General features: G+C 70.5%; 17 protein-coding genes. 7 read left to right on the forward strand and 10 right to left on the reverse strand.

Features of this window, described 5'->3' with window-relative positions; translation table 11 throughout:
- Positions 1-61: 61 nt before the first annotated feature.
- From K8638_RS39585 to K8638_RS39610, 7 genes are all read right to left on the reverse strand, one after another.
- Positions 62-1,723: a DEAD/DEAH box helicase gene (locus tag K8638_RS39585; protein WP_225937974.1), complete on the reverse strand. Its 1,662-nt coding sequence runs from the start codon at positions 1,721-1,723 to the stop codon at positions 62-64.
- Entirely contained in the window at positions 1,720-1,947 is a 228-nt protein-coding gene (locus K8638_RS44420; protein WP_225937975.1) for a hypothetical protein, read from the reverse strand. The genes K8638_RS39585 and K8638_RS44420 overlap by 4 nt, the downstream gene beginning before the upstream one ends.
- A 34-nt stretch (positions 1,948-1,981) precedes the next feature.
- Positions 1,982-2,611: an adventurous gliding motility protein CglE gene (gene cglE, locus K8638_RS39590; RefSeq protein ID WP_223759940.1), complete on the reverse strand. Its 630-nt coding sequence runs from the start codon at positions 2,609-2,611 to the stop codon at positions 1,982-1,984.
- Between the two features lie 106 nt (positions 2,612-2,717).
- Entirely contained in the window at positions 2,718-4,655 is a 1,938-nt protein-coding gene (gltG, locus tag K8638_RS39595; protein ID WP_223759941.1) for an adventurous gliding motility protein GltG, read from the reverse strand.
- A gap of 79 nt (positions 4,656-4,734) precedes the next feature.
- The gene (gene cglF, locus K8638_RS39600; RefSeq protein ID WP_223759942.1) at positions 4,735-5,010 is read right to left on the reverse strand and encodes an adventurous gliding motility protein CglF; all 276 of its coding nucleotides are present in this window, start codon (positions 5,008-5,010) and stop codon (positions 4,735-4,737) included.
- A 127-nt stretch (positions 5,011-5,137) separates the two neighbouring features.
- Positions 5,138-6,592 carry an adventurous gliding motility TPR repeat lipoprotein GltE gene (gene gltE, locus K8638_RS39605; protein WP_223759943.1) on the reverse strand — a complete coding sequence of 485 codons (1,455 nt, stop codon included), beginning with the start codon at positions 6,590-6,592 and terminating at the stop codon, positions 5,138-5,140.
- The gene (locus K8638_RS39610; RefSeq protein WP_223759944.1) at positions 6,592-10,149 is read right to left on the reverse strand and encodes a tetratricopeptide repeat protein; all 3,558 of its coding nucleotides are present in this window, start codon (positions 10,147-10,149) and stop codon (positions 6,592-6,594) included. Before K8638_RS39610 ends, gltE begins: the two co-directional genes overlap by 1 nt.
- Before the next feature lie 283 nt (positions 10,150-10,432).
- Here K8638_RS39610 and K8638_RS39615 point away from each other — a divergent pair, with 283 nt between their 5' ends.
- The 3 genes from K8638_RS39615 to cutA are packed head-to-tail and all read left to right on the forward strand — an operon-like array spanning position 10,433 to position 12,457.
- Complete coding sequence (locus K8638_RS39615; protein ID WP_223759945.1) at positions 10,433-11,086, forward strand: hypothetical protein; 654 nt, start codon at positions 10,433-10,435, stop codon at positions 11,084-11,086.
- A gap of 58 nt (positions 11,087-11,144) precedes the next feature.
- Positions 11,145-12,122, forward strand: a complete 978-nt coding sequence (locus tag K8638_RS39620; protein WP_223759946.1) for an ATP-binding protein — start codon at positions 11,145-11,147, stop codon at positions 12,120-12,122.
- 11 nt (positions 12,123-12,133) lie between these two features.
- The gene (gene cutA, locus K8638_RS39625; RefSeq protein WP_223759947.1) at positions 12,134-12,457 is read left to right on the forward strand and encodes a divalent-cation tolerance protein CutA; all 324 of its coding nucleotides are present in this window, start codon (positions 12,134-12,136) and stop codon (positions 12,455-12,457) included.
- Positions 12,458-12,486: 29 nt separating this feature from the next.
- Here cutA and K8638_RS39630 read toward each other — a convergent pair whose 3' ends face one another.
- From K8638_RS39630 to K8638_RS39640, 3 genes are all read right to left on the reverse strand, one after another.
- On the reverse strand, positions 12,487-14,235 hold the full coding sequence (locus tag K8638_RS39630; protein WP_223759948.1) for an ATP-binding protein: 1,749 nt from the start codon (positions 14,233-14,235) through the stop codon (positions 12,487-12,489).
- A 154-nt stretch (positions 14,236-14,389) separates the two neighbouring features.
- Positions 14,390-16,984, reverse strand: a complete 2,595-nt coding sequence (locus K8638_RS44735) for a N,N-dimethylformamidase beta subunit family domain-containing protein (RefSeq protein ID WP_255663121.1) — start codon at positions 16,982-16,984, stop codon at positions 14,390-14,392.
- A gap of 129 nt (positions 16,985-17,113) precedes the next feature.
- Entirely contained in the window at positions 17,114-18,307 is a 1,194-nt protein-coding gene (locus K8638_RS39640) for an aspartate kinase (protein ID WP_223759949.1), read from the reverse strand.
- Between the two features lie 226 nt (positions 18,308-18,533).
- On the opposite strand from K8638_RS39640, the gene K8638_RS39645 reads away from it, so the two are divergent.
- Genes K8638_RS39645 through K8638_RS39660 form a run of 4 tightly spaced genes read left to right on the forward strand, consistent with a single transcriptional unit; the run spans position 18,534 to position 23,195 of the window.
- Positions 18,534-19,256: an ABC transporter ATP-binding protein gene (locus tag K8638_RS39645; protein WP_223759990.1), complete on the forward strand. Its 723-nt coding sequence runs from the start codon at positions 18,534-18,536 to the stop codon at positions 19,254-19,256.
- 19 nt (positions 19,257-19,275) lie between these two features.
- The gene (locus K8638_RS39650; protein ID WP_223759950.1) at positions 19,276-20,079 is read left to right on the forward strand and encodes an ABC transporter permease; all 804 of its coding nucleotides are present in this window, start codon (positions 19,276-19,278) and stop codon (positions 20,077-20,079) included.
- A gap of 6 nt (positions 20,080-20,085) precedes the next feature.
- Positions 20,086-21,657, forward strand: coding sequence for a GldG family protein (locus K8638_RS39655; protein WP_223759951.1), 1,572 nt, complete (start codon positions 20,086-20,088; stop codon positions 21,655-21,657).
- Positions 21,654-23,195, forward strand: coding sequence for a DUF4340 domain-containing protein (locus K8638_RS39660; protein ID WP_223759952.1), 1,542 nt, complete (start codon positions 21,654-21,656; stop codon positions 23,193-23,195). Before K8638_RS39655 ends, K8638_RS39660 begins: the two co-directional genes overlap by 4 nt.
- Positions 23,196-23,206 lie beyond the last annotated feature (11 nt).

The raw sequence follows: 23,206 nt of genomic DNA on the forward strand, positions 1-23,206 counted from the left end.
GCAAGCGCCCCCGAGCAATCATGCAAAACCCGCCAAGCGGCGGGATTTATTGGCTTTCTTGCTACTCGGCCGAGGGAGCTGCCGGCGGCGCCTCGCCACCTTCGCTTCCCTCACCGCCCTCGCCCCCCTCCGCTTCGGCGGGGGCCGGGGCCACGGCGGGAGCCTCGGGCAGGGCCTTCGCCCGCTCCAGGCCGGCGTTGTCGCCGAGCTGGGTGTAGAGGGCGATGGCCTTCTCACGCTGCTGCAGCTCCTCCGCGAGCTGGGCGGCGCGCGCCGTGTTGCCGAGCTTCTCGTGCAGCGGGAGCGCCTTGTCCTTGCGGCCGGCGCCCTCCCAGGCCTCGGCGGCCGCGGCGATGTCGCCGAGCAGCTCCAGCCACCGGGCACGGCCCGCCGGCTTCTGCTCCGCCTCGGCGCGGGCCAGCTCGCGCTGGGCCAGCTCCTTCGCCTCGTCATCCAGCTTCAGCCGCTGCATGAAGTGGAAGGCCTTGGGCGGCGGCAGGGGGCTGAGCACCTCCACCGCCTCGCGGCGCTGGCCCACCGCCACCAGCAGGGTGGCGGCACCGAGCCTGTCACCGCGCTCCACCAGGCTCTTCACCTCCAGCCCGCGGATGCGGTTGGCGCTGGCCATGTCCCGGGAGCGCTCGTACGACTTGCGTGCCAGGGTGAGCTTGCCGGCCCGCTCGTAGGCGAGCGCCGCCTGGTCGAACTGGCGCGCGCGCTCGTACAGCCGGGCCACGTTCTCGAAGTCGCCCTTGCCCACGTAGTGCTCCATGAGGAGCTCGTAGGCGCCGGCCTTCTCCAGCGTGGGAGCGAGCTGGTCCGGGGGCAGCGTGCCCACCAGCCGGCGCGCCGCGTCGTTGTCGCCAGCGGCCAGGGCGTTGCGCAGGGCGCTCTTGTGGTCCCCGCCCGCCTCGAACAGGCGCGCGGCCTCCGCGAAGCTGTTGTTGCGCTCGTGCAGCCGGCCCGCGTCACGCGTGCGGCCCATGCCCTCGAGCTGCTTCGCCTGCTCCTCCCAGGTGCCGGTCAGCTCGGGCAGCGGGCGCTCGCCCCGCTCGGGACGGGGGCCGCGCTCGCCTCGCTCGGGACGGGGACCGCGCTCGGGACGCTCGCCGCGCTCACGGCGCTCCCCCCGCTCGGGACGCTCGCCGCGCTCGCGACGCTCTCCCCGTTCACGGCGCTCGCCCCGCTCGGGACGCTCGCCGCGCTCACGGCGCGCCTCGGCCGGAGGCGCCGCGGCCTCCTCGGGCTCCGCGCCCGGCTGGCGGCCGCTGGCGGTGAAGGCCGCCTCGGCGCGCTCGCTGTCTCCCGCCGCGCGCCAGGCCTGGCCCACCAGGAACATCACGTCCGTCCAGGCGTCGAACTTCTCCTTCGCCGGGTCCACGGCCGGAGCCGCGGGAGCCGCGCCTTCCGCGGGAGCGGCACCCTCGGCGGGAGCCTCCGCCGGAGCCGCACCCTCGGCGGGAGCGGCGGCCTCGGCCGCGGCCTCCGTGGGAGCCTCCGCCGGAGCAGCAGCCTCCGCCGGAGCGGCCGGAGCTTCCGGCGCGGGCGGCTTGGGCTGCCGCTGTACGCGCAGCAGCGTGGTGATGAGGCGGCCACGCGTGTTGAGGTCCAGGTCCTCCAGGGACTTGAGGCGCATGGGCCGCAGCGAGCGGACGATGGCCTGCAGGGGCCCCTTCTCCGCCGTGAAGTCCGTCTTGGAGAGGGCCTTCTCCAGCGTGCTCAACTCGGCGATGACACGCTGGCCGGGGCCGACGGGCCCCTCGTCACGGTCTCTCCGGCCACGGCCCTCGCCGCGGCCACGGCCGCCATCTCTTCCACCCGGGCCACCAGGGCCACCCCGGCCGCCAAAGCCTCCACCCCCGAAACCACCGCCTCCCGGACCTTCACGACGAGGGCCCTGACCCGGCGCACCCCCGTCACGGCCACGCCCACCGGGGCGCGGCCCACCGCTTCCATTCTCCTGAGGCACGTCTTTCTCCCGCTAGAACGCGTAGCGAATGTTCGGCGCCACGGCGAACCCGAAGGTGCCCCCGGAAACGAGGTAGTTCCCCGTCACCTCGAGCCCCACGGAAAAGTGGCGCAGCCTTGTGTAGTACTCCACTCCGGGCCCGGCAAACACAAGAATGTCGGACTCGGGGAGGAGACGCTTCGGCGAGAACATCGCATAACCCGCGCCACCGCGGAGGTAGAACCACGTGCGCTTCACTTCCTGGCTGTCCGCCAGGCCCAGCAGGCGCGCGCGCAGCACCGCGCCGGTGGCCATCGACGAGAAGTCGCCGGACACCGCGCCGCCCGAGTTGCCCACGTACTCGGCGCTCGTCCGGATGCTGGAGCCCATGATGAACACGCCCAGCGAGAGGCTCTCCCCCAGGTCGACACCCACCTCGACCTGAGCCATGGGCCCCGAGGAGAAGGGCCGCGGCGTGCCCTCGGGGGCCGGCGGGTTGGTGAGGAACAGCGGGCCACCCAGCACCGCGAAGTACACGCCACGCTCGATTTCGTCGAAGGTGACGGCGGGGCGGTCCCCGTTGGCGGGGGTGGGCTGCTGGGCGCTCGCGGCCAGGGGGAGGACGAACGCGGCGCACAGGGCGAAGGGGGCGAGGGCTTTCATGCGGTCCTGAGGTTGGCGCGGCCCACGTGGGGGACGGGAGCCGGTGGAAACGGCGCGGGCAGCCCCATTCGCGGGGCCGCCCGCTGAACAATCAGACAGCCCGGCGCTACTCGCCGGCCTGCTTGAAGATGAACGGGTAGGTGACGACGACCACGCCACCACCCTTGGGCTCGGGGAACTTCCAGGTACGCACGCGGCCCGCCACGCACGTCTCCAGCTCCGCGTTGCCCGCGGTGGACTGGGCCACCGAGGACGACGCCACCGAGCCCGTGGCGGTGATGACGAATTTCACCGCCACCTTGCCGCCCAGCTTCGGGTAGCGGTTGAGCAGGCTCTCGTAGCAGTAGCGAATCTGCCCGCGGTTCATCTGGATGACCTTGCGGATGAGCTCCTTGTCCAGCGAGCCCATGACCTCCGGATCGGACGAGGTGATGCCGACGTCGACGCTCTGCTTGCCGCCGAGCACGCCCACGCCGCTGCCGTAGGTGCCGGTGCCGCCACCGCGGCCCTTGGTGCCGATGCCGCCGATGCCGATGGTGTCACCCGTGCCGCCGCCACCGCCGCCGGAGCCGCGCAGGCCCAGGCCGCCGAAGCCGCCGGAGTCACCCGCCTTGGCGCCGAACATGTTGCCCATGGCGCTCTTCAGGTCGCCGCCCAGGCCGCTCTTGCCGAACACGGTGGAGATGCCGCCCTTGCCGCCGCCGAAAATCTTGGCCGTCAGCGCGCGGGCCTCGTCCTTCTTGTTCGGGTCGCCCTTGGGCGCGGTGCGGTTGTTCGTCTTGGGCGCGTCCTTCTTGCCCATCTGCCCTTCGTCGCCGCGGCTCTTCGCCGCCATCTCGCCGCTCTGCTTCTTTTCCTTCTGCTGGTTGAGGCGCTCGAGGAACTTGTTCTTCTGCACCTCGGGCGGCTTGATGATGAGCTTGGCGATGCGGGCGCTGTCGGCGGACAGCTCATCCGCGTACTCGTCACCCTCGCCGGTGCGGTTGAGCGCGGTGATGACGAACGCGGTGGCCACGAAGAACATCACCAGGAAGATGTTGAGCGCCGTGTAGTCCAGCGACTCGCCCAGCGGCACCACCACGCGCTTGGGCACGGACTGGAAGGCCACCTCCAGGGTGACGCCGCCCAGGTCCACCCAGAAGAAGTCGTCCGCGTCCAGCGTCAGCGTGTACGCGTCGCCCTCGTGGGAGGCCTTGCCGGACTCGATGACCTCCTTGAGGTCCTTCGTCTCGCCCTTCCGGGTGAGCTCGCCCTTCATCTTGCCCGTGAAGCGCACGGAGAAGGACTGGCCGTCCGAGCGCAGCACCTCGAACTTCGGGGCGCCCAGCTTGGAGTCGCCCATGATGAAGTCCACGCCCGCGGCGCTGCCCACGGTGAACGCGCGCTTCTCGCCCGGAGGCAGGAAGAACTCGCCCACGCGCTGGTCTCCCCATGCGAAGCGCAGCCCCACGCCCAGCGGGCCGTTGGACTTCGTCCTGCGCACGGTGCGCACGCGCGGAGCGGCCTCCACCGGCGCGGCCGGGGCCTCGGCGGCCGGGGCCGGCTCCGCGGCGGGCACCACCACGTTCTGCTGCGTGGCGGCGAACGACGCGTCCAGCGCGCCCGAGACGGCGGCCTGGGGCGCCACGGCCCCCGCGGCCTGCGCCAGCCCCGCGGCGGGCGCCGGGGTGGCCAGGACGGGGTTCTTCTCCGTCGTCTCGTCGGTGCTCGCCGCGGCGACGGCCAGGTTGGCGGCGGCCACCGCGGCCGGGTTCTCCAGGCGGATGGTGGTGCCACCCACGCGGATCTCGTCGCCAAAGCTCAGCTGGCCCTTGTTGACCCGCTTGCCGTTGACGTACGTGCCCTCGACGCTGCCCATGTCGATGATGGACATGGAGCCATCGCTGGCCACCTCGATGACGGAGTGGATTCGGCTGACCTTCTCGTCTTCCAGGCACAGGTGCGCGGAAGACAGACGGCCAATCTTGATGATGTCGCGCTCGTAGTCCTTGGAGGCGACCAGCGAGTCGCCCTTGAAGACCTTGAGTGTCAGAGGAACGGCCATGAGGGCTCCTACGTAGGGTGGGTGGTGGCTACAGACAACGCTCGCGCCGGCGGGTTCCCGCCTTTGCGACAGGCGCCGGCTACAGCTCCCCCACGGACTGCATCACCTTGTCCTCGAAGTCCTCGCGGATGCGGATGAGGTTCGAGTGCTTCACCTTGTCGCGGGCTTCGATGTACTCGCCGTCCGGCTTCGTGAGGTCACCCTCGATGGTGTCATCCTCGAAGTCGATGTTGGTGGTCTTGGAGTAGCGCACATTGCCCTCCCCTCCCCCACCCGACGAGGGCTTGTCGCCGTCGTCCTGGGCGAAGGCCGGGGCCACCGCGAGCACCGCACACAGCATCAGAGCCTTCCGCATCACTGCCTCCCGCGAGGGCCCCGCCGGGCCCGTGCCACACCGCATCCCCCATTAAAGGGGATGCTCCAGGTTCGCATCATCCCCCGAGGCCCCGCTACAGCGAAGGCACCCGGGGACGTCGCACGTTTCACAGCAGGTCGTCTTCCGGTTCCGTAGGATCCGCCGGAGCTGCATTCTTCTTTTCAGGAGCGCCACCCGCCGGAGCCGCCGGGGCGGGAGCCGGAGTCGCCGAGCCCGCCGCCGGAGTGGCCTGCGGGGCCGCGCCGGACGCGGAAGCCGGAGCCACGGCGCCCGCGGGCTGCGGAGCCGAGGGCTGCTGCTTCTCCGCGGCCTGCATCTGCGACTGCTGCTTCTTCTGCAGCTCCTCCATCTGCTTCGCCTGCTCCTCGGCGGCCTTCGCCTCGCGCTTGGCGTTGACGATGGCCTCGGCCTCGCGCAGCAGGTTGAAGACGGGAGACTCGGCGGACAGGGCCACGTCCCCGCCGGCCTGGGCGATGTACTTCTTGTACAGCTCCACGGCGCGCTCGGGCGCGTCCTTCACCTTGTGGAGGATGACGGCGCGGTTGAGATTCACGGCGGCCAGCTCGGGGTTGAGCTTCTCCGCCTCGTCGTACTCCTGCATGGCCTTGTCGAACTGGCCCTGGCCCTTGTACGCGATGCCCAGGTTGAGGTGGGCGGCGGCGTTCTTCCCGTCCGCCTGGAGGATGCGGCGCAGGTGCTCCTCGGCCTCGGGGAAGTCCTCGGACTCCAGCGCCAGCTGCGCCAGCTCCACGTGCGAGGGCACGTAGTCGTCACGCACCTCCAGCGCCTTCTTGAAGGACAGCCGCGCCTCGTCCTTGTCCCCTTCCTTCATGAGGATGAGGCCCACGGCGTGGTGCAGCTCCGGGTCCGCCCCGTCCAGCTTCACGCCGCGCAGCGCCACCAGCTTCGCCATGGCGAGCTGCTTGCGGTCCAGGTAGGTGCGGATCATCACCTTCAGCGCGGTGGTGGAGTTCGGATCCCGCATCAGCGCGCCCCGGGCGAACTCCATCGCCTTGTCGTGGTCTCCGGTCTGCCGGTAGATCTCCGCCAGGCGCGCGCGGGACTGGGCGTCATCCGGGTAGCGCTGCAGCACGTCCTGGTACAGGGCCACCGCGCCGGCCACGTTGCCCGCGTTCTGCTCCATGACGGCCAGGTTCTCCGACGCCTGGCGCAGCGAGGGCTTCTTGGACAGCGCCGTCTTGTAGTGCGCGCGGGCCTCGTCGAGCTTGCCCTGGCGCTCGGCGATGACACCGAGGTTGTAGTCGGCCTCGGCCAGGTTGGCGTCCGACTCCAGCGCCAGCTTGAACTTGCGCTCGAGCGACGGGTAGTCGAAGGCCTTGGCCTTCTTCTGCGTGTCGAACGCCTTCAGGGCGTCCTCGAAGCGGGCCTTGGCCGTGTTGGAGATGGGCGGCGGCGCCGGCTCCTTGCCGGTCGTCTGGGTCGTGCCCGTCTTCGGGCCGGTGGGGCCGGTGGCCTTGGAGCCGGAGCAGCCGGCGGCGGCCAGGGAGACAGCCGCCAGAAGGGGGAACAGGCGCATGGTACGGGTCGTCGTCCGGTTCATTAGAGGAAGTCCTCCGGCTCCTCGTCAGCCCCGCCCTGCTTCGTCGCGGGCGCGGTGCCGTCCTTGGAGGCGGCGGGCTTGGAATCCACCTGGGTCTCGGTCTGCGAGCGGAGCTGCTGCGTGAGGTCCGCGAGGTCCTCCTTCAACGCCTCAGACTTCGCCTGCTGGGCTTCGGCCACGGCCTTGGGCGCCGGCGGGGGCACGTCCTGGATGGCGGCCAGCACGTCTCCGCCGATGATCTGCTCGCGGCCCTTCAGCGCCACCTTCTCCTCGGGCATGTCGGGGAAGCGGTCCGGCGCGTACGTGGTGCGCAGCAGCTTCAGGCTCTCCGCGGCGCAGTCGTTGTACACGTCCAGCTCGCGGCTCTTGGCCACCGTGGCGGTGAACGCCTCGGTCGCCTTGTCCTTGAGCGGCTGGGCCTGGTTGGCGAACTCGTCGCGCAGCGCCTGCTGCGACTCCTCGTCCAGGCCGCGCGGCATGGGCGCGTTGACGATGCGGTCGGCGAAGTGGTCATACGCCAGGCCGATGCGGTGCAGCGCGCAGATGGCCGGCTCGGGCGCGCCCAGGGCCACCGTCTGCACGTACTTCTTCTCCACCACCTGCAGCGCGCGGCTCTTGTCCTGGATGCTGGCGCGGAAGCGGTCCGGCGACGGCGGCGCGCCCCAGTACAGCTTCAGGCGCTTGTACTCCGCCCAGTCCAGCTCCACCGCCAGGAACTGCGCCTGCGCGGAGGTGGCCAGCGCCGGCTTCTCCAGCGTCGTCTGCACGCGGCGGGGGAGCTGGTCGAAGTGCTCGAAGATGCGCTTGTACATGCGCGACACGTCGCGCGACTTGCCCATCTTCTTGTACAGGTCGACGATGCGCCCTTCCGCCGTGAGGAACTTGCTGGCCGAGCGCATGTTGTCGCGCTCGTACTCCTCCAGCATCTTGATGGCGCGCATCGCGGCGCCGCTCTTGCCCGTCAGGTCGATGATGGACATGCGGATCTCATCCGCGTCCTTCGCCCGGGGCCACAGCTCCAGGTAGCGCTCGCGGTTGCGCAGCGCCGCCTTCGTCTGGCCCAGCCCCGCGCGGTAGGTGGCCGCGTTGAACAGCGCCACCTGCGCCTTGGACTCGTCCCACTTCTGCGGCACCGCGGGCTTCTCGTCCGCGCCCTTCTTGCCGCGCGCCTTGCCGGCGCCCTTCTCGGACACGCTGCGCTCGTAGCCGCGCACGTAGGCCTCGTAGGTGCTGGCCGCGTCCTCGAAGTCGCCGATGGCCTCCAGCGCCTCGGCGTTGGCGTAGATGGAGTCCGGCACGTACTTGGACCGCGGGTACTGCGCGAACAGGTTCTTGCGGACCTCGATGGCCTTATCCAGCTGCTTCGCCTTGTAGTAGTCGACGGACGCGTTGTAGAGCGCCAGGTCCGCCAGCTCCGTCTGCGGGAAGTCCTTCACGAAGGCGAGGTACGCCTCGGCGGCCTTCTGGAACTCCTTCTTCTCCTCCAGCTGGCTGACGAGCTTGAAGGACGACTGCTCGATGAGCTTGGCCAGGTCGTCGCGGAACTTGCCCACCGCCAGCTTGTCGTTGGCGTAGAAGCGCCGCGCCCACTCGTTCACCTTCGCGTAGTCCTGCAGCAGGTTGTACGAGTCGAGGATGAGGTTGGCGGCGATCTCGGACGCGCGCTCGCCCGTCTCGAACTTGTAGTCGGGGTAGCCCAGCGCGATTTCGCTGAAGCGCAGCACCGCCTCGTCGAAGTGGTTGTGGCGGTAGTAGATGTTGGCCGCCTTGAAGGCGATCTCCACCCGCTTGTCACCCTTGGGCACGTACTTGAGGTAGCGCTCGCACGCGTCCAGCAGCGACTTCTTCAGCGCCGGAATCGCGGCCTTCTTGGTGATGTCCGAGCCCACCTCGCTCTTGCCCTCACCGCGGGCCTCGCCGGCCTTCACCACTTCGTCATAGGCGAGCACCGCGTTGTAGGCGGCGTTCTGCAGCCACTTGCCCGGCTTGCCCGGCTTCGGCTTGCCCTTCTCGTCCTTGGCCTCCAGCACCTTGGCGTCCTGGAGGACGACCAGGGTGTAGTTGGCGGCGGCCTTCTCGAAGTTCTGCAGGTTGTCGTTGAGCAGCTCCGCCCAGAAGAAGCGGAGGTCATACGCCTTGGGGTTCTCCGGGAAGAGCGTGAGGTAGTCGCTGTACACGGCGTCCGCGTACTTGAAGGTCTCCTCGTTGCGCGTCTTCTTGCCCTCGTTGTGCCAGGTGACGGCGAGGTTGGACAGCGTGCGCTCGGACAGCTCCTTCGCCTCCGCCAGCAGCTTCTTGTCCTTGTCGTCCTTGATGACGCCGGAGCCCTCGACCTCCTTCATGATCTTCACGAGCCGGCGCACCTGGGCCACGGTGCGCTCCTTGTTGCCCATGCGGAGAATGCAGTCGACGATGCGCCCCTGGAAGCCGGGCGCCTCGGGCGACAGCGGCTTCTCCTTGATGAGGGCGTTGTACGTAATGGCCGCCTCGCGGTCCTTGCCGTCCGCGTAGTAGAGGTTGGCCAGCTGCTTCATCATCGTGAAGCGGTCGTCGGGGTTGGTGGCCACCTTGCCGAAGTCCGCGCGGGCCTGCGCCACGTCACCCTGGTGGGCATACGCGCGCACGTAGTCGGTGCGCGCCTCGCGCACCAGCGAGCTCTTGCCGCTCTTGCCGCCGTCCTTCTCCACCGCGTTGGCGCCGGCCAGCTCGCCGTAGAGCACCACCGTCTTGAACTTGTCCTTCGCGGCCTCGTAGTCCCCCATGTTGTAGTGGCACCAGCCCTGCTTGTAGAGGGCGAAGGCGTACACCTGACTCTCGGGGAACTCGGCGGCCTTCTTGTACGCGGCCAGCGCCTTCTCCAGCTCCGGGCGCTTGCCCTTGGAGTTGTTGAAGTAGTACTCGCCGAAGGCCAGGTAGGCGTCGGGGATGTACTTGGACTGGGGGTACTTCTCCACCAGCCGCTTGTAGGCGACCAGCGCCTTGCGGTCCTGGCCCTCCTCCATGAGGTACTGGCCGAGGAAGAAGAGCACCTCGTCGGTGCGCTCGAACTTCGGGTGCTCCTGGACGATCTTCGTGTACTGCTCCACCGCGAGCTTGCCGTACTCCTTCTGCTTCGCGCTGAGCTCCGCCTTCTCCGCCTTGGCGCGCTGCTGGCCCATGGCGTCATTGCGGTTCATCGCCTTGATGAGCTCGTCGTCCTTCCGGTTGGCCTCGAAGAAGTAGAACTTCGACTCCTCCCAGTAGAACTCGCCCAGGCGGAACAGGAGGCTGGGGACCTCCTTCGGGTCGGGCGACAGGGAGATGATCTTCTTCAGCGACTGGATCTGCTCCCGCCGCTTGGAGGCCACCTGCAGCTCCACGCCCAGCCGGAACTGGTCGTACTGGAGGGCGGGTGCGACCTCCTCCTTCTTCTTTTCACGGGTGATGTCACCGGCCAGCGACTTGTCCACCGCGGTGTCGGACTTCCGACCGAGGGCGGCATCGCGCGGGGCTTTCTTCTCCTGGGCGGCGGAGGCCGTGGCCAGGAGCATGAGGCAGACGAGAAGCGAACGGCGCATGGTCTTCCTAGGGGAGGGGGACCGGCGTCCCCGGTCGGTTGCCTGGTCGGCAAGTATCCGGGAATCTTCGGGAATTTCCATTCGGGGGTGCCCACTATGCGCGGATCCGGCGCAGCGGGTCAACCCTGACTGGCCGCCTGCCCCGAGGGCGGAAAGCACGCCGGAAATCTTCCAGAAGTGCTGTGAGAAAAGCGGTTTCGGAGTTGCCTTGTCGGACCCAGCGGGTATGTGGGAGCGGACGGTCGGCTGCCCGGCTGCCCTGCACTGGAGTGCGTGTCGGATCATGAGCCTCCTCCCGGAGAGCGCCAGCTTCGAGGAGCTGGTGCAGGACTACTTCCTCGCGGTGCGCGGCGCGGGGCTGATGCTGTCCGCGTTGGACACGGAGCTTTTGACGACCTGGGCCCGGGAGGGAGTTCCCTTCGAGGTGGTGGCGCGGGGCATCTCCCGCTCGGCGGAGAAGGCGCTGTGGGACGCGCGGCCCGGGGAGCCGGTGCTGCGCTCGCTGCGCGCGTGCCGCCGGCAGGTGGAGGCGGAAATCAAGAAGTACCGCGAGCTGGCGGCGGGCGCGGGCGCCCCCGAGCCGAACCCGAAGCGGAAGAAGGCCCGCACCTGGGAGGAGACGCGGCACGCGCGGCTGTGCGCGGCGCTGGAGGACCTGGCGGGGAGGGACGCGGCGCTCGCGCCCCGAGTCCAGCGGCTCTTCGTCACGGTGCTGGCCCAGGTGCCCTCGGAGCCGGCGGCGCTGGATGAACAGGAGGCGCGGGCCCTGCTGGCGCTCTTGCGCGCCCTGCCCTTCCCGGAGCGGCGCTCGGTGTGGCGCGATGCGCGGGGGGCCGGGCCGGAGCAGCAGGTGATGTCGGCGCGCGCGCGGCGGGTTTCGCGGCGCTTCCGGGTGCTGGCGGCGGTGCGGCGTCGGCTGGGCGTGAAGGAGGTCTGAGAGGGCGGCTCGCCTGCTCGCCTGTTCAGTGGACTGACGAGCGCGTGGAGGCTCTGGTATGGCGATGCGCGAGATGGCTCCGAAGAACGGCGAGGCGTGTGGGGTGTGTGGCGGGCGGACCTACGTGCTCGAGCGGCGCGGGGACCAGGCCCAGGCGCGGGTGTGCGTCTGCGTGGAGAACTGCTCCGTGTGCGGCGGGCGCGGCCATGTGCTGGTGGAGCGCGAGGGCGTGTTCAGCCAGAAGATGGGCCCCCGGCGCTACGAGGTCATGGAGCCGTGCGTGTGCACGCGGCGGCGGCGGCGGGTGGCCCTCTTCAACGAGGTGGGGCTTCCCGGCGTGGTGTCCCACGCGGGCTTCGACAACTACCGGGCCTTCAACGAGGCGCAGGACCGGGGCCGCGGCGTGGCGATGCACTTCGCCCACCAGTACGTGAAGGGCGGCACGGACGCGAAGGGCGGGCCGGCGAAGGGCTTCGTGCTGAGCGGGCCGGTGGGGACGGGCAAGACGCACCTGCTGGCGGCCACGCTGGCGCACCTCGTGCTGGAGGTGGGCGTGCGGGCCCGGTACGTGGAGATTTCGCTGCTGTACGCCACCATCCGGCGGGGCTTCCAGGAGGGCAAGAGCGGCGGGGAAATCATCGGCCCCCTGTCGGACGTGGAGGTGCTGGCCATCGACGAGCTGGGCAAGGGACGCGGCAGCCCGTTCGAGATGGAGACGCTCGATGAGCTGATTGCCCGCCGCTACAACGCGGGCCGCACCACGCTGTTCGCGACGAACTACTCCCTGGAGCCGGAGAAGAAGGCCATGCGGGCGGCGGCGCCGGCGGGCTACCGGACGACGGAGGACTCGCGCAACGCGGTCCGCGAGGCGGAGTTGCTGCGCGAGCGCGTGGGTGAGCGCATCTACAGCCGGCTGTGCGAGATGTGCACCTTCGTGGAGCTGCCCCGCGACACACCGGACCGGCGCCGCACCCGGCAGGAGATGGACTCGCCCCTGCACCACGCGCCGGGCGGGATGCGCGGCACGGGACGGTGAGCCTTCCGGCCATGACCGACGTCATCCTCGTCCTCGTCACCGCCCCTTCCGCCGACAAGGCCGCCGAGCTGGCGCGCACGCTGGTGGAGGAGCAGCTCGCCGCGTGCGGCAACATCGTCCCCGGACTGCGCTCCATCTACCGGTGGCAGGGGCAGGTCCACGACGACTCCGAGGTGCTGCTCATCCTCAAGACGAAGGACGTCCTCTTCGAGGCGCTGCGCGCCCGCGTCGTCGAGCTGCACCCCTACCAGGTGCCCGAGGTGCTCCGCGTCGACGTCGCCGACGGCCACGCGCCGTACCTGGCGTGGGTCCGCGAGAACAGCCGCGCTCCGTGAGCCGGGCGGCCGAGGCCCCGCGGGCGCGCCTACGACGCCTCCCGCCGAGGCGCGTCTGACGGCTCTCCCGGGGCCATTGGCACGGGCGCCTCGGTGTGCTCCCGGGAGTGCGCCGCCTGCACGCCCTCGGCGAACACCGGCAGGCGCACGCGGAACGTGGAGCCCTGCCCCAACACGCTGTCCACGGATATCTCCCCTCCGTGCGACGCGACGATGCCCTGGCACACCGCGAGCCCCAGCCCCGTCCCCTTCCCCACCGGCCGGGTGGTGAAGAACGGGTTGAAGATGCGGCCGAGGTTCTCCGGCGGAATCCCGCACCCGGTATCACTCACCTCCACCAGCACCGTCCCCACACCTTCCGCCCGCGCGCTCACGCGGATGGTGTTGCGCTCCACCTGCCCCGGCTCAATCGCATGCGCCGCGTTGAGCAGCAGGTTGAGCAGGACCTGGCACAGCCGCGCCCCGTTGCCATACACGGGCGGCGCCTCGTCCATCTCCATCACGAGCCGGGCCCGCGGGCGGATGAGGTGCATGGCCATCTTCTCCGCGCCGCGCGCCACCGCGCCCAGGTCCACCGGCCCGGACTCCATGCTGTCCGGCCGCGCCAGGTTGCCCAGCTCGCCGACGATGACGCGCACCCGCTCGGCGCCCTCTCGCGCCTCCGTCAGCGCCATCTCCATCTCCGAGCGCAGCGAGGACTCCACGCCCTCCTGCCGGAGCAGCTCCTCGCGCACGAACTCCAGGTTGCTGATGATGAAGGCCAGCGGGTTGTTGATTTCATGCCCCACGCCCGCCGCGAGCTGCCCCACCGAGGCCAGCCGGTCCGCGAACAGGAACTGCGCCTGCGTGGCCTGGAGCTGACGCAGGCTCTCCGACAGCCGCGTGTTGGCCAGCTCCAGCTCCGCCGTGCGCTCCCGCACCGTGGACTCCAGCATCGCGTTGTAGCGGCGCGTCTCGCGCTCGGACGCCTCCGCCTCCGCGCGGGCCAGCCGCTGCTTCTCCGCCACGGTGTCGCGCAGCTCTCGCGCCATGCGGTTGAAGGCTCGCGCCATCGCGCCGGTCTCGTCCTTCCGCTCCTCCGGCAGAATGTGCTCGAAGTCCCCCTTCCCCACGCGCTCCGCGCCCGTCAGGAAGTCCTTCAGCGAGCGCCGGAGGGGCAGGAGCATCGACAGGGCCAGCCCGCCGACCAGCAGCACCGACACCACGGGCACGCCCACGCCCATGACCTGCGCCACCCGGAAGCCCCGGGTGCTGCTTCGCAGGAGCTCCTCCTTCTCGGCCTGCTCACCTCGCAGGGCCGCCGCGATGAGCGGCTCGACATCCTGGATGAACGTGTGTCGCGCGACCCGGAGCAGCCGCGCCTCCTCGCTGGGAACCACGGCCCGCGCGAGAGCGGCCGTGTCCTCCAACCAGCGGCGGTACCGTGTCTCCAGTTGCTCCAGGGTTCCCGCCTCGAGCACCGAGGACTCCCCTCCCCGCTCCTGCTCACGCGCCGCCAGCTCGTGCAGCCGCCGGAAGGGGGCCCCGGCCCGCGCCAGCGCCTCGTCCCGAGTCGGGACCGCGTCACGCTGGGTCTCGACGGCATCGAGCAGCGCGTGGATGTAGAGCGCGGAGTCGGTGCGCAGGTCGCTCAGGATGCGCTCCTGCTCCTCCGCGGCGATGGCGCGGTCCCGCGTCCGCCGGGCCATGACGGCGCCGGTGATGAGCACCAATCCCATCAACAGCACGAGCCCCACCGCGGCCGCGGTGAACAACAGCACCTTTGCTTGAATCTTCATCGTCGGCTATCGCCATCGGCCGGCTGGCGCGTGGCACCCATCCAGGGCCCGCCAGCCTACACCCCGGCGGGCGCGGCCGCCTGCTCCACGACGTCACGGACACGGGGGGACTCCACCAACGTGGCGGTGGAGTCCGGCTGCCCCGCGCCGTCCGCTACCGCTGCCCGCACGGAGTGATGGCGCGCACCAGCCCGTTGCCGGAGTCCGCCACGTAGAGGCGGCCATCCGGCCCCACCGCCAGGCCGGCCGGGAGGACGAGGTCCGCGTCCTCCCCCGGCCCATCCCGGTGCCCGTGGCGCCCACTGCCGGCCATCGTCGTCACCCACTTCGGGTGGCCGCTGTCATCGAAGAGGATGCGCCGCACGCGGTAGTTGCCCGGGTCCGACACGGCCAGCGAGCCGTCCTTCAGCACCGCCAGGCCCAGGTACGGCAGGAACAGCGCCGCTTCTGGCCTGCCGTCCTGGAAGCCCGGAATGTGGGTGCCGGCCACCACGGAGGTGACGCCGTCCCGGATGCGCAGCACGCGCGTCATGCCCGTCTCCACCACGAACAGGGTGCCCCCGTCCGCGGACACCGCCACCGCGGACGGCCGGTACATCCAGTCCCCTTGAAGCGTCGTCACCGGGTTGCCCGGCGCCACCAGGTCGATGCGGCGAATCACCCCGTTGTTCATGTCCGCCACCAGCAGCGCGGTGCCGTCCGGCGTGAGCGTCAGGCCCGCGGGCTGGTTGAAGGCCGCGTCCCTCGCCAGCCCGTCCCGCATGCCCGGCGCCGTGCCGGCGAACACCTCCGCCGTCCCGTCCCCGGAGATGCGGCGGATGACGTGCGCGTCCGTGTCCGCCACGTAGACGTTGCCCGCGGCGTCCGCGGCGATGCCCATGGGCCCATTGAGCCGCGTTAGCACCGTCCGCACGGCGCCGCCCGGCGACACCTTCTTCACCGCGTTGGCCTGCGCGTCCGCCACGGCCCACCCGCCGTCCGGCAGCACCGCCACCGCCACCGGCGCGCCGAGCGCGTCCGCCGCCACCGTGGCCCCCGCGCGAGGCCGCTGCCCGGGCCGCCCCGCCACCGTCCGGACGTCGGGAGAGAACGGCCCCTGCGCGTGCGCCACGCCCTTGCGCTGGAACTCCACCAGCCCCTCCGGCACCGGCCGGCCCAGCGCCTTGTAGAGGATGTTGGCCACGATGCGCGCGGCGCGAGGGTCCGCCATGTCCTCGGAGGCCAGCGTGCGCACGAAGTCGACGCCGCCCGCGGAGAAGACATACGCGCTCCCCTGCTTGCGCAGCACCATGTGCCCGAAGCCGAAGGCCCCTTGCAGGGACAGGCCCGGAGACTCCGCCAGCACGTCCACGCCCGGCGGCGTGCGGCCGTTGTCGACGAGCTGGTCCAGCTCGTACCCGTTGGCCCTCCACAGCGTGTCACCGGACTTCAGCCCCGTGCCCGCCAGCGCCCAGTGAGCGGGGTGGGTGATGACCATGGGGAAGCCGAACTGATGCCAGCGGCTGGAGAACTGAACGCCGAAGAGCGCGTTCTCCGGCCGGCCCACCGGGCCCTCGCGGAACTTCACCGTCCGCCGCGAGTCCTTGTGCGGATCATTCGCGTGGCCCTTGTAGCAGGTGACGATGCGGCGCGGCCGCCCGTCCGCCGCCGGGTCCATCCTCACGTGCCAGTAGGCGTTGTTCGCGCCCAGGTTGAGGAGCGAGCGCCCTTCCGCCACCGCCCGGTCCGCGTGGTCCCGGTTGCGCGTGGACCAGTACTCGTCGTGCCCGGAGACGAAGAGCGCCTTCGCCCCGGCCACGAAGTCGTAGCTCGCGTCGAAGTCCTCGTCGGTGAAGTAGCCCACATCCAGGCCCTGCGCCTCCACCCATTGCACGAGGCTCAGGTCATCCTCCAGCAGGTGCCCGGTGCCCTGCCCTCGGTGGTACGGCCGGTCGTACGACGACTGGAAGGCGCGGCCGACGCCGTGCGGCTTCATCACCCCGTCCTTGTCGTCGTAGAGGCTGGTGCCGCCCCAGGTGTTGTAGGCGGCCCACGTCGCGGTGGGTATCAGCACCGCCACCTCCGCGCGCGGGTTGGCGTCGCGCACGAAGAAGGGCACGTAGCGCTGGTAGCGGTCCTCGCGCACCAGCTTCACCACGTACACGCCGCGCACCCAGTCGTCCTCGACGGGAATCTCCACGACGGGCGCCCAGGCACAGGCCACCACGCCGGTGGCCGGATCCGCCGGGCAGGCCGCCTGCTTCACGCCCTTCACCGGGCCGCCGCGCGCCACCTCGCGGCCTCCCGCGCCGCCGTAGTACCCCAGCCGGTACACGAACCAGCGGAAGGTCTTCGCCTCGGAGACGGACACGGCCAGGCGCAGCGTGCCGCCCTGCTTCACCGTGGCCTCGAGCGCGTAGCCCTCCACCTCACGGTTGTTGGCGACCCGGTCGCCCACGTCCCGGTTGATGCGCCACGCCGTCGTCCCCGGGCGCTGGTTCTCCCTGCGCACCGCGTCCGCGTCCCGCGCCGGCTGCCCGGGCCCGGCGTCCGGCTCCCCCGGGCCGGTGCCCGGCCCACCCTCTCCGCCATCCGTTCCCCCGTCCACGATGCCGGGGTGGAACCCGCCGTCATGTCCGTCGTTCAGGGGCGGCGTGTCGTGCCGGTCCCCCATGTCCGGGCGCTCGGGCGACGACTCCTCACAGCCGCCCCATGCGAACAGGAGGGCCAGCCCACACGCCACCATCCCCCACCGGCTTCCCCGTGCCATCCCACCCTCCACGCCACGGTATTCAGGCGCGGAGGGTAGGCACGAACCCCGGTGAGGGAAGCGCCGTGCCAACCCGGGCGGGCGCGGTTCAACACTCCACCCCGGCGAGTCTCCAGCGTGGGAAGCCGCCTACCCCCCGAGCAACTCCCGGTGCACCCTCGCGGTCAGCGGCTTGAGGTGGGCCTTGTCCACCAGCAGCGTGAGCTGCAGCGGCGAGGTGTGGACGGCGTGCACCCGCGCCCCCAGTTCCTCCGCCGCCGCCAGCGCGCGCCGCAGCGGCGCCCAGTCCGCGTTCAGCCCCACGCCCACGCAGGTGACGGTGCCCAGGTCCTCCCGCCACGTCACCGTGTCGCCGAAGCGCGTGGCCAGGTCCCTGCGCAGCGCCTCCGGCCCGTGGATGTCCGCCAGCGGCACGGCGATGGCGGTGTGCTTCGCGCCACCCGCCGGCCCGTCGAAGCCCAGCGTCCGGCCTCGCACCCCGCGCGCATCCAGGAACTCCAGCAGCTCCGCCAACCGCACCTGCTCGCCGGCGGACAGCACCGCCATCTCCGGCTCGGCCGTGACGCCCTTCACCCGGTGGTCCGCGGGGCCGGACAGCTCCTGCACCACCGTGCCGCTCCCCTGCCCGTGCGCCGTGCGGGCGAGGATGGCGATGCCCCGCGCCTTGGCCCACTCCACCGCCTGGGCGTTGAGCACCTTGGCGCCCGCGCTCGCCAGCTCCTGCATCTCGTCGTAGCTGAGCGACTCCAGCTTGCGCGCGTCCGGCACCACCCTCGGGTCCGCGCTGAAGACGCCGTCCACGTCGGAGTAGATTTCACAGGCCTCCGCGTCCAGCGCCGCCGCCAGCGCCACCGCCGTGGTGTCCGAGCCGCCGCGGCCCAGCGTGGTGACCTCCTTCTTGTAGGAGACTCCCTGGTAGCCCGCGACGATGACCACCTTCCCCCGGGCCAGCTCGTCGTGGATGCGGTAGGGCCGCACCTCCACGATGCGGGCCTGCGCGTGGGCGTCGTTGGTGATGATGCCGCTCTGACTGCCGGTGAAGCTGATGGCCGGCACCCCCATCTCCTGGAGCGCCATGGACAGCAGGGCCATGGAGATGCGCTCCCCACACGTCAGCAGCATGTCCAGCTCGCGCCGGGGCGGGTCCGCCGACACGCTCTTGGCCAGCGACAGCAGCTCGTCCGTGGTGTCGCCCATGGCGCTCACCACCACCACCACCTGGTAGCCCGCGTCGCGCTTGTCCTTCACGCGCCCGGCCACCCGGCGGATCTTCTCCACGTCGGCGACCGAGGAGCCGCCGTACTTCTGGACCACGATTGGCATGAACGCCCCACTACCCCTGTTCGGCGTGTCCGAAAAGCCGCACGGGGAGCCGTTCATGCAGGACTCCGGCCAACCTGGAAAGAGCCGCTTGCCCACCTGGGGGGCGCCTTGACAGCCCGAAGTCGGCTTCTATATTCGCTCGCCTTTTCCGAGGCCGTCAGGCGATCACGCTCAGCGGCCAGCGGCCCTTGGTTGATCGCTTCTTCACGGGAGCCTTCCCATGCCGATGATCGAGGTGCAGCACCTCACCAAGCGCTACCGGGACCGGGTGGCCGTGGAGGACCTCACCTTCAGTGTCGAAGAGGGTGAGATTCTCGGCTTCCTCGGGCCCAACGGCGCGGGCAAGTCCACCACCATGAAGATCCTCACCGGGTTCCTGCCGCCGTCGTCGGGCACGGCCCGGGTGGGGGGCTTCGACGTCTTCGAGCAGCCGCTGGAGGTGAAGCGGCGCATCGGCTACCTCCCGGAGACACCCCCGCTCTACCCGGAGATGACGGTGCGGGGGTACCTCAAGTTCGTCGCCTCGCTGAAGGGGCTGCCGGGCCGCGGCCTCAAGGCCGAGGTGGAGCGGGTGGCCGGCCTCACCGGCGTGACGCACGTGTTGGACCGCGTCATCCAGAACCTCTCCAAGGGCTACAAGCAGCGCGTCGGCATCGCCCAGGCGCTGCTCGGCTCGCCTCCGGTGCTCATCCTCGACGAGCCCACGGAGGGACTGGACCCCACGCAGCGCGCCGAGGTCCGCGCCCTCATCAAGAGCCTGGCGGGCAAGCACACCGTCATCCTCTCCACGCACATCCTCCCGGAGGTGACGATGACGTGCGAGAAGGTGCTCATCATCAACCAGGGGAAGATCGTCGCCTACGACGAGATCCGCAAGCTGGCCAGCCTGCACGGCCAGGCGGAGACCGTGTCGCTGGAAGAGATCTTCATCAAGCTGACCGCCGCCTGAGCGGCCCGAGGAACCGTCCATGCGCACCGCCCTGGCGATTGCCCGCAAGGAGCTGTCCATCTACTTCACCACCCCGTGGGCCTACGCGGTCTTCACGGCGATGGTGGCGCTGTCGTCCTTCTTCTTCGTGGACCTGCTGCAGAAGTTCAAGCAGGTGCAGGACATGGCCCGCCTCATGGGCTGGGAGCAGATGCCGCCGGACTTCGGCGTGTACCGCAACCTCACGGACGGGGTGGTGGTGCAGTTGTGGGGCACCATCCTCATCATCACCCTCTTCGTGGCGCCCTTCCTCTCCATGCGGCTGTTCGCGGAGGAGAAGCGCAACAAGACCTTCGAACTGCTGATGACGGCGCCGGTTCGGCCCATCGAAATCGTGCTGGGCAAGTACCTGGGAGGCCTGGGCGTCATCTCCGCCACGCTGGGGCTCACCATCGTCTTCCCGCTGCTGCTGGCCGCGTTCGGCCGCGCCGAGTCCGGCACCGCGCTGGAGTGGTCCACGGTGCTGCTGGGCTACGGCGGGCTGCTGGTGTGGGGCGCCACCTGCATGGCGGTGGGCCTGTTCATCTCCGCGCTGACGGAGAGCCAGATGCTGGCGGCGTTCCTCACCTTCTCCGTGCTGCTGCCGTGGATGCTGCTGACCGGCGTGGCGCAGTCGGTGGAGGAGCCCCTGCGCTCGGTGCTGTCGTACCTGTCCTTCGACTCGCAGCTGCAGAACATGCTCAAGGGCGTGATGGACGTGCAGTCGTTGGTGTTCTTCGCCTCGGTCATCGTCTTCTCTCTGCTGCTCACCCACCGCACGGTGGAAGCGCAGCGCTGGGCCTGAACCGCCATGAAAGCGACCAACCTCGGTAAGGTGCTGGGGGCCTTCGGGCTGCTGCTCCTGCTGTCGAGCCCCTTCACCCTGTTCGTCACCTCGGGCAGCCTCATGGCCGGCGCCGTGAAGGCGGGCGCCGGCCTGCTGCTGCTGGGCGCGTACTTCGCCACCCACTTCAAGCAGTTCGGCCAGTTCGCGTCGCGCAAGTCGAGCTTCTTCTTCGCCACCACGGTGCTCACCGTGCTGGTGGTGCTGGGCGGCCTGGTGGCGGTGAACTACATCGCCTTCAAGAAGAACAAGCGCTGGGACCTGACGAAGGAGAAGATCTACACGCTGGCGCCGCAGACGACGTCCACGCTGGCCATGCTGCCGGACAAGGTGCGCGCCATCGGCTTCATCCCGCCCACGCACCCCTACTACGGGCTCCTGGAGGAGCTGTTCCAGCGCTACCACGCGGAGGCGCCGGAGAAGTTCGAGTACTCCTTCAAGGACCCGCGCCGCAGCCCGGACCTGGCCGCGAAGTACCAGCTCAAGGAGGGCCAGACGACGGTGGTGCTGGTGCGCGGCGAGGGCGCCAACGAGTCGCACACCACGCTCAACACCCTGTCCGAGCAGGAGCTGACCAACGCCCTCATCAAGCTCGGCGCGGTGGGGACGCAGAAGGTCTACTTCGTCACCGGCCATGGCGAGTGGCCGCTGGAGAAGACCCAGGCGTCGCCCACGGACCCGGGGGCCAGCCTGTCCGAGCTGACGCAGCAGCTCCGGCAGGAGGGCTACGGCCCGGAGACGCTGAACCTCGTGGGGAAGACGGAGGTGCCGAAGGACGCGTCGCTGGTCATCATCGCGGGAGCGCGCGCGCCCTTCACGAAGCCGGAGGTGGAGGTGCTCCAGAAGTACCTGGCCGCGGGTGGGCGGATGCTCTACTTCGCGGACGCGGGGCTGGAGGACGGCCTGGACGCGCTGCTGGCCGAGTACGGCGTGCAGGTGGACGACGGCATCGCGGCGGACGCGCAGTTCAACAGCGGCAACCCCTACGTCATCCTGTCGCTCTTCTACAGCGAGCACGAGATTGGCAAGCCGCTGCGGCAGCGCGGGCTGAACATCGAGTTCCCCACCCCGCGCAGCCTGACCACGCTGCGGGGCGGGCTGGCGCCGGGCGTGAAGGTGGAGCCGGTGGTGCTCACCTCGCAGTACGGCTGGGTGGAGACGAAGCCCGAGGAGAACGCCATGCCCTCGGACGGCGAGAAGACGGGCCAGCTCACGCTGGTGGTGGCCGCCACGCGCGACACGGCGGACGCGCGGGACAAGCGCTTCGACCAGGCGCGGCTGGTGGTGGTGGGTGACTCGGAAATCCTCCTGGACCCGAACTGGGGGCACGAGCCCAACCGGAACCTGGTGATGAACTCGCTGGGCTGGGCGTCCAACCAGGTGCGGAAAATCACCATCCGCCCGCCGGACCGCGAGGTGTCCACGCTGGAGCTGGACGAGGCCTCGATGGACGGCATCCGCTTCGTCTCCACGGACCTGCTGCCCCTGTCCCTGCTGGGCATGGGGCTGGCCATCTGGCTCTCGAGGCGCAACAAGTGAAGCAGACACAGAAGAACCTGGTGACGCTGCTCGCCCTCACCGCCGTCGCCGCGGGCCTGGGCCTCTACGCGTGGTTCGGCGTGAAGGAGCCCGAGGAGCGCGAGGCCGAGCGCAAGGAAGTGTCCGAGAAGCTGTTCGCCGCGCACGAGGCTGGCGAGCAGGGCACGGACGGTGGGGCTCCACCCGCCCCCGTCTTCACGCGGCTGACGGTGAAGGCCCACGGCGGCACCACGGAGCTGACGCGCGAGAAGGACGGCACCTGGAAGGTCACCGCCCCGGTGTCCACCGGCGCGGAGCAGTCCGCGGTGGAGTCCATCACCAGCACCCTGGCGTCATCGAAGTTCACCGCCACCGTGGAGGAGTCGCCCACCGACGCGGACCTGGAGAAGTACGGCCTGAAGACGCCGGCCTTCACCGTGGTGGCCCAGGCCTACGTGCCGGACGCGAATGGCGGCGGCGCGGAGGACCCGGCGCGCCAGCGCACGGTGACGCTGTACGGCGGCATCGAGAACCCCTTCGACGGCTCCGTGTACGTGCGCCGCGAGGGAGACCCGAAGGTGTATGCCGCGCCGGGCTCGGTGCGCTGGTCTCTGGACAAGGACGCCTTCGCGCTGCGCTCCAAGGACTTCCTCGGGCCGCTGGAGGAGCCCTCGCTGACGAGCATCGAGGTGCGGGCGAAGGCGAATGCGTACCTGCTGGTGCGGGACACGGGCGGCACCGGCTGGCGGCTGGAGAAGCCGGTGAAGGAGCGCGCGGACGCGGTGAAGGTGGCGGACCTGCTGTCGGCGCTGAAGGAGCAGCGGGCCATGTCCTTCCCGGAGGACTCGCCGGAGTCGCGGAAGAAGCTGGGCCTGGAGGCGCCGGTGGTGGACGCGCGCTTCATCCCGGCCACGGGCGAGCCGGTGCGCGTGCGCCTGTCCCAGGTGACGGAGGACGGTGTCACGAAGGCGTACGCGCTGCGCGAGCAGGGCGCGAAGGCGCTGCTGGGCGAGGTGCCCGAGCACGCGCTGGCCGTGCTGGACGTGGGCGTGCCGGAGCTGAAGGACAAGCGGGTGCTGGCCTTCCGCCGCGAGGACGTGCGGCGCATGGTGTTCCACCCCGGCGGCGGCGCGGAGCCCATCACCGTGGTGGGTGTCTCCGGAGCGGACGGCGGCGCGGTGACGTGGGAGGTGGAGGCTCCGAAGCGAGGCAAGGCGCAGCACTTCAAGGTGGCGGCGCTGCTGGGCTCGCTGGAGGCCTTCAAGGCGTCAGGCTTCGCCGCGGCGGCGCCGAAGAGCTGGACGAAGTACGGCCTCTCCGACGCGTCGAGGGGCGCGGCGCTGTACGGCGCGGACGGGAAGGAGCTGGCGCGGCTGTGGCTGGGCGACGAGGTGAAGGACAAACCCGGCACGGTGTACGCGCGCGGCTCCAGTCCGGACGTGCTGGAGGTGTCCGCCACGTGGGGGGAGCTGCCCACGAAGCCCGAGGACGTGCTGGAGCTTCCGCCGGCTCCGGCGGCGGACGCGGGAAGCCCGGCCACCGCGGCGCCCACGCCCTGAGCTTCCGGATG

It is taken from the genome of Myxococcus sp. RHSTA-1-4, assembly GCF_020037125.1.
Lineage (GTDB): Bacteria > Myxococcota > Myxococcia > Myxococcales > Myxococcaceae > Myxococcus.

Bases quoted from the DNA above. Each gene is read 5' to 3' on its own strand.
- cutA (WP_223759947.1), top strand. From the start codon at position 12,134: ATGACCGACGTCATCCTCGTCCTCGTCACCGCCCCTTCCGCCGACAAG.
- K8638_RS39655 (WP_223759951.1), top strand. From the start codon at position 20,086: ATGAAAGCGACCAACCTCGGTAAGGTGCTGGGGGCCTTCGGGCTGCTG.
- cglE (WP_223759940.1), bottom strand. From the start codon at position 2,611: ATGAAAGCCCTCGCCCCCTTCGCCCTGTGCGCCGCGTTCGTCCTCCCC.
- K8638_RS39615 (WP_223759945.1), top strand. From the start codon at position 10,433: ATGAGCCTCCTCCCGGAGAGCGCCAGCTTCGAGGAGCTGGTGCAGGAC.
- K8638_RS39645 (WP_223759990.1), top strand. From the start codon at position 18,534: ATGATCGAGGTGCAGCACCTCACCAAGCGCTACCGGGACCGGGTGGCC.
- K8638_RS39640 (WP_223759949.1), bottom strand. From the start codon at position 18,307: ATGCCAATCGTGGTCCAGAAGTACGGCGGCTCCTCGGTCGCCGACGTG.
- K8638_RS44735 (WP_255663121.1), bottom strand. From the start codon at position 16,984: ATGGCACGGGGAAGCCGGTGGGGGATGGTGGCGTGTGGGCTGGCCCTC.
- gltG (WP_223759941.1), bottom strand. From the start codon at position 4,655: ATGGCCGTTCCTCTGACACTCAAGGTCTTCAAGGGCGACTCGCTGGTC.
- K8638_RS39620 (WP_223759946.1), top strand. From the start codon at position 11,145: ATGGCGATGCGCGAGATGGCTCCGAAGAACGGCGAGGCGTGTGGGGTG.
- K8638_RS39610 (WP_223759944.1), bottom strand. From the start codon at position 10,149: ATGCGCCGTTCGCTTCTCGTCTGCCTCATGCTCCTGGCCACGGCCTCC.
- K8638_RS39630 (WP_223759948.1), bottom strand. From the start codon at position 14,235: ATGAAGATTCAAGCAAAGGTGCTGTTGTTCACCGCGGCCGCGGTGGGG.
- cglF (WP_223759942.1), bottom strand. From the start codon at position 5,010: ATGCGGAAGGCTCTGATGCTGTGTGCGGTGCTCGCGGTGGCCCCGGCC.
- K8638_RS39650 (WP_223759950.1), top strand. From the start codon at position 19,276: ATGCGCACCGCCCTGGCGATTGCCCGCAAGGAGCTGTCCATCTACTTC.
- gltE (WP_223759943.1), bottom strand. From the start codon at position 6,592: ATGAACCGGACGACGACCCGTACCATGCGCCTGTTCCCCCTTCTGGCG.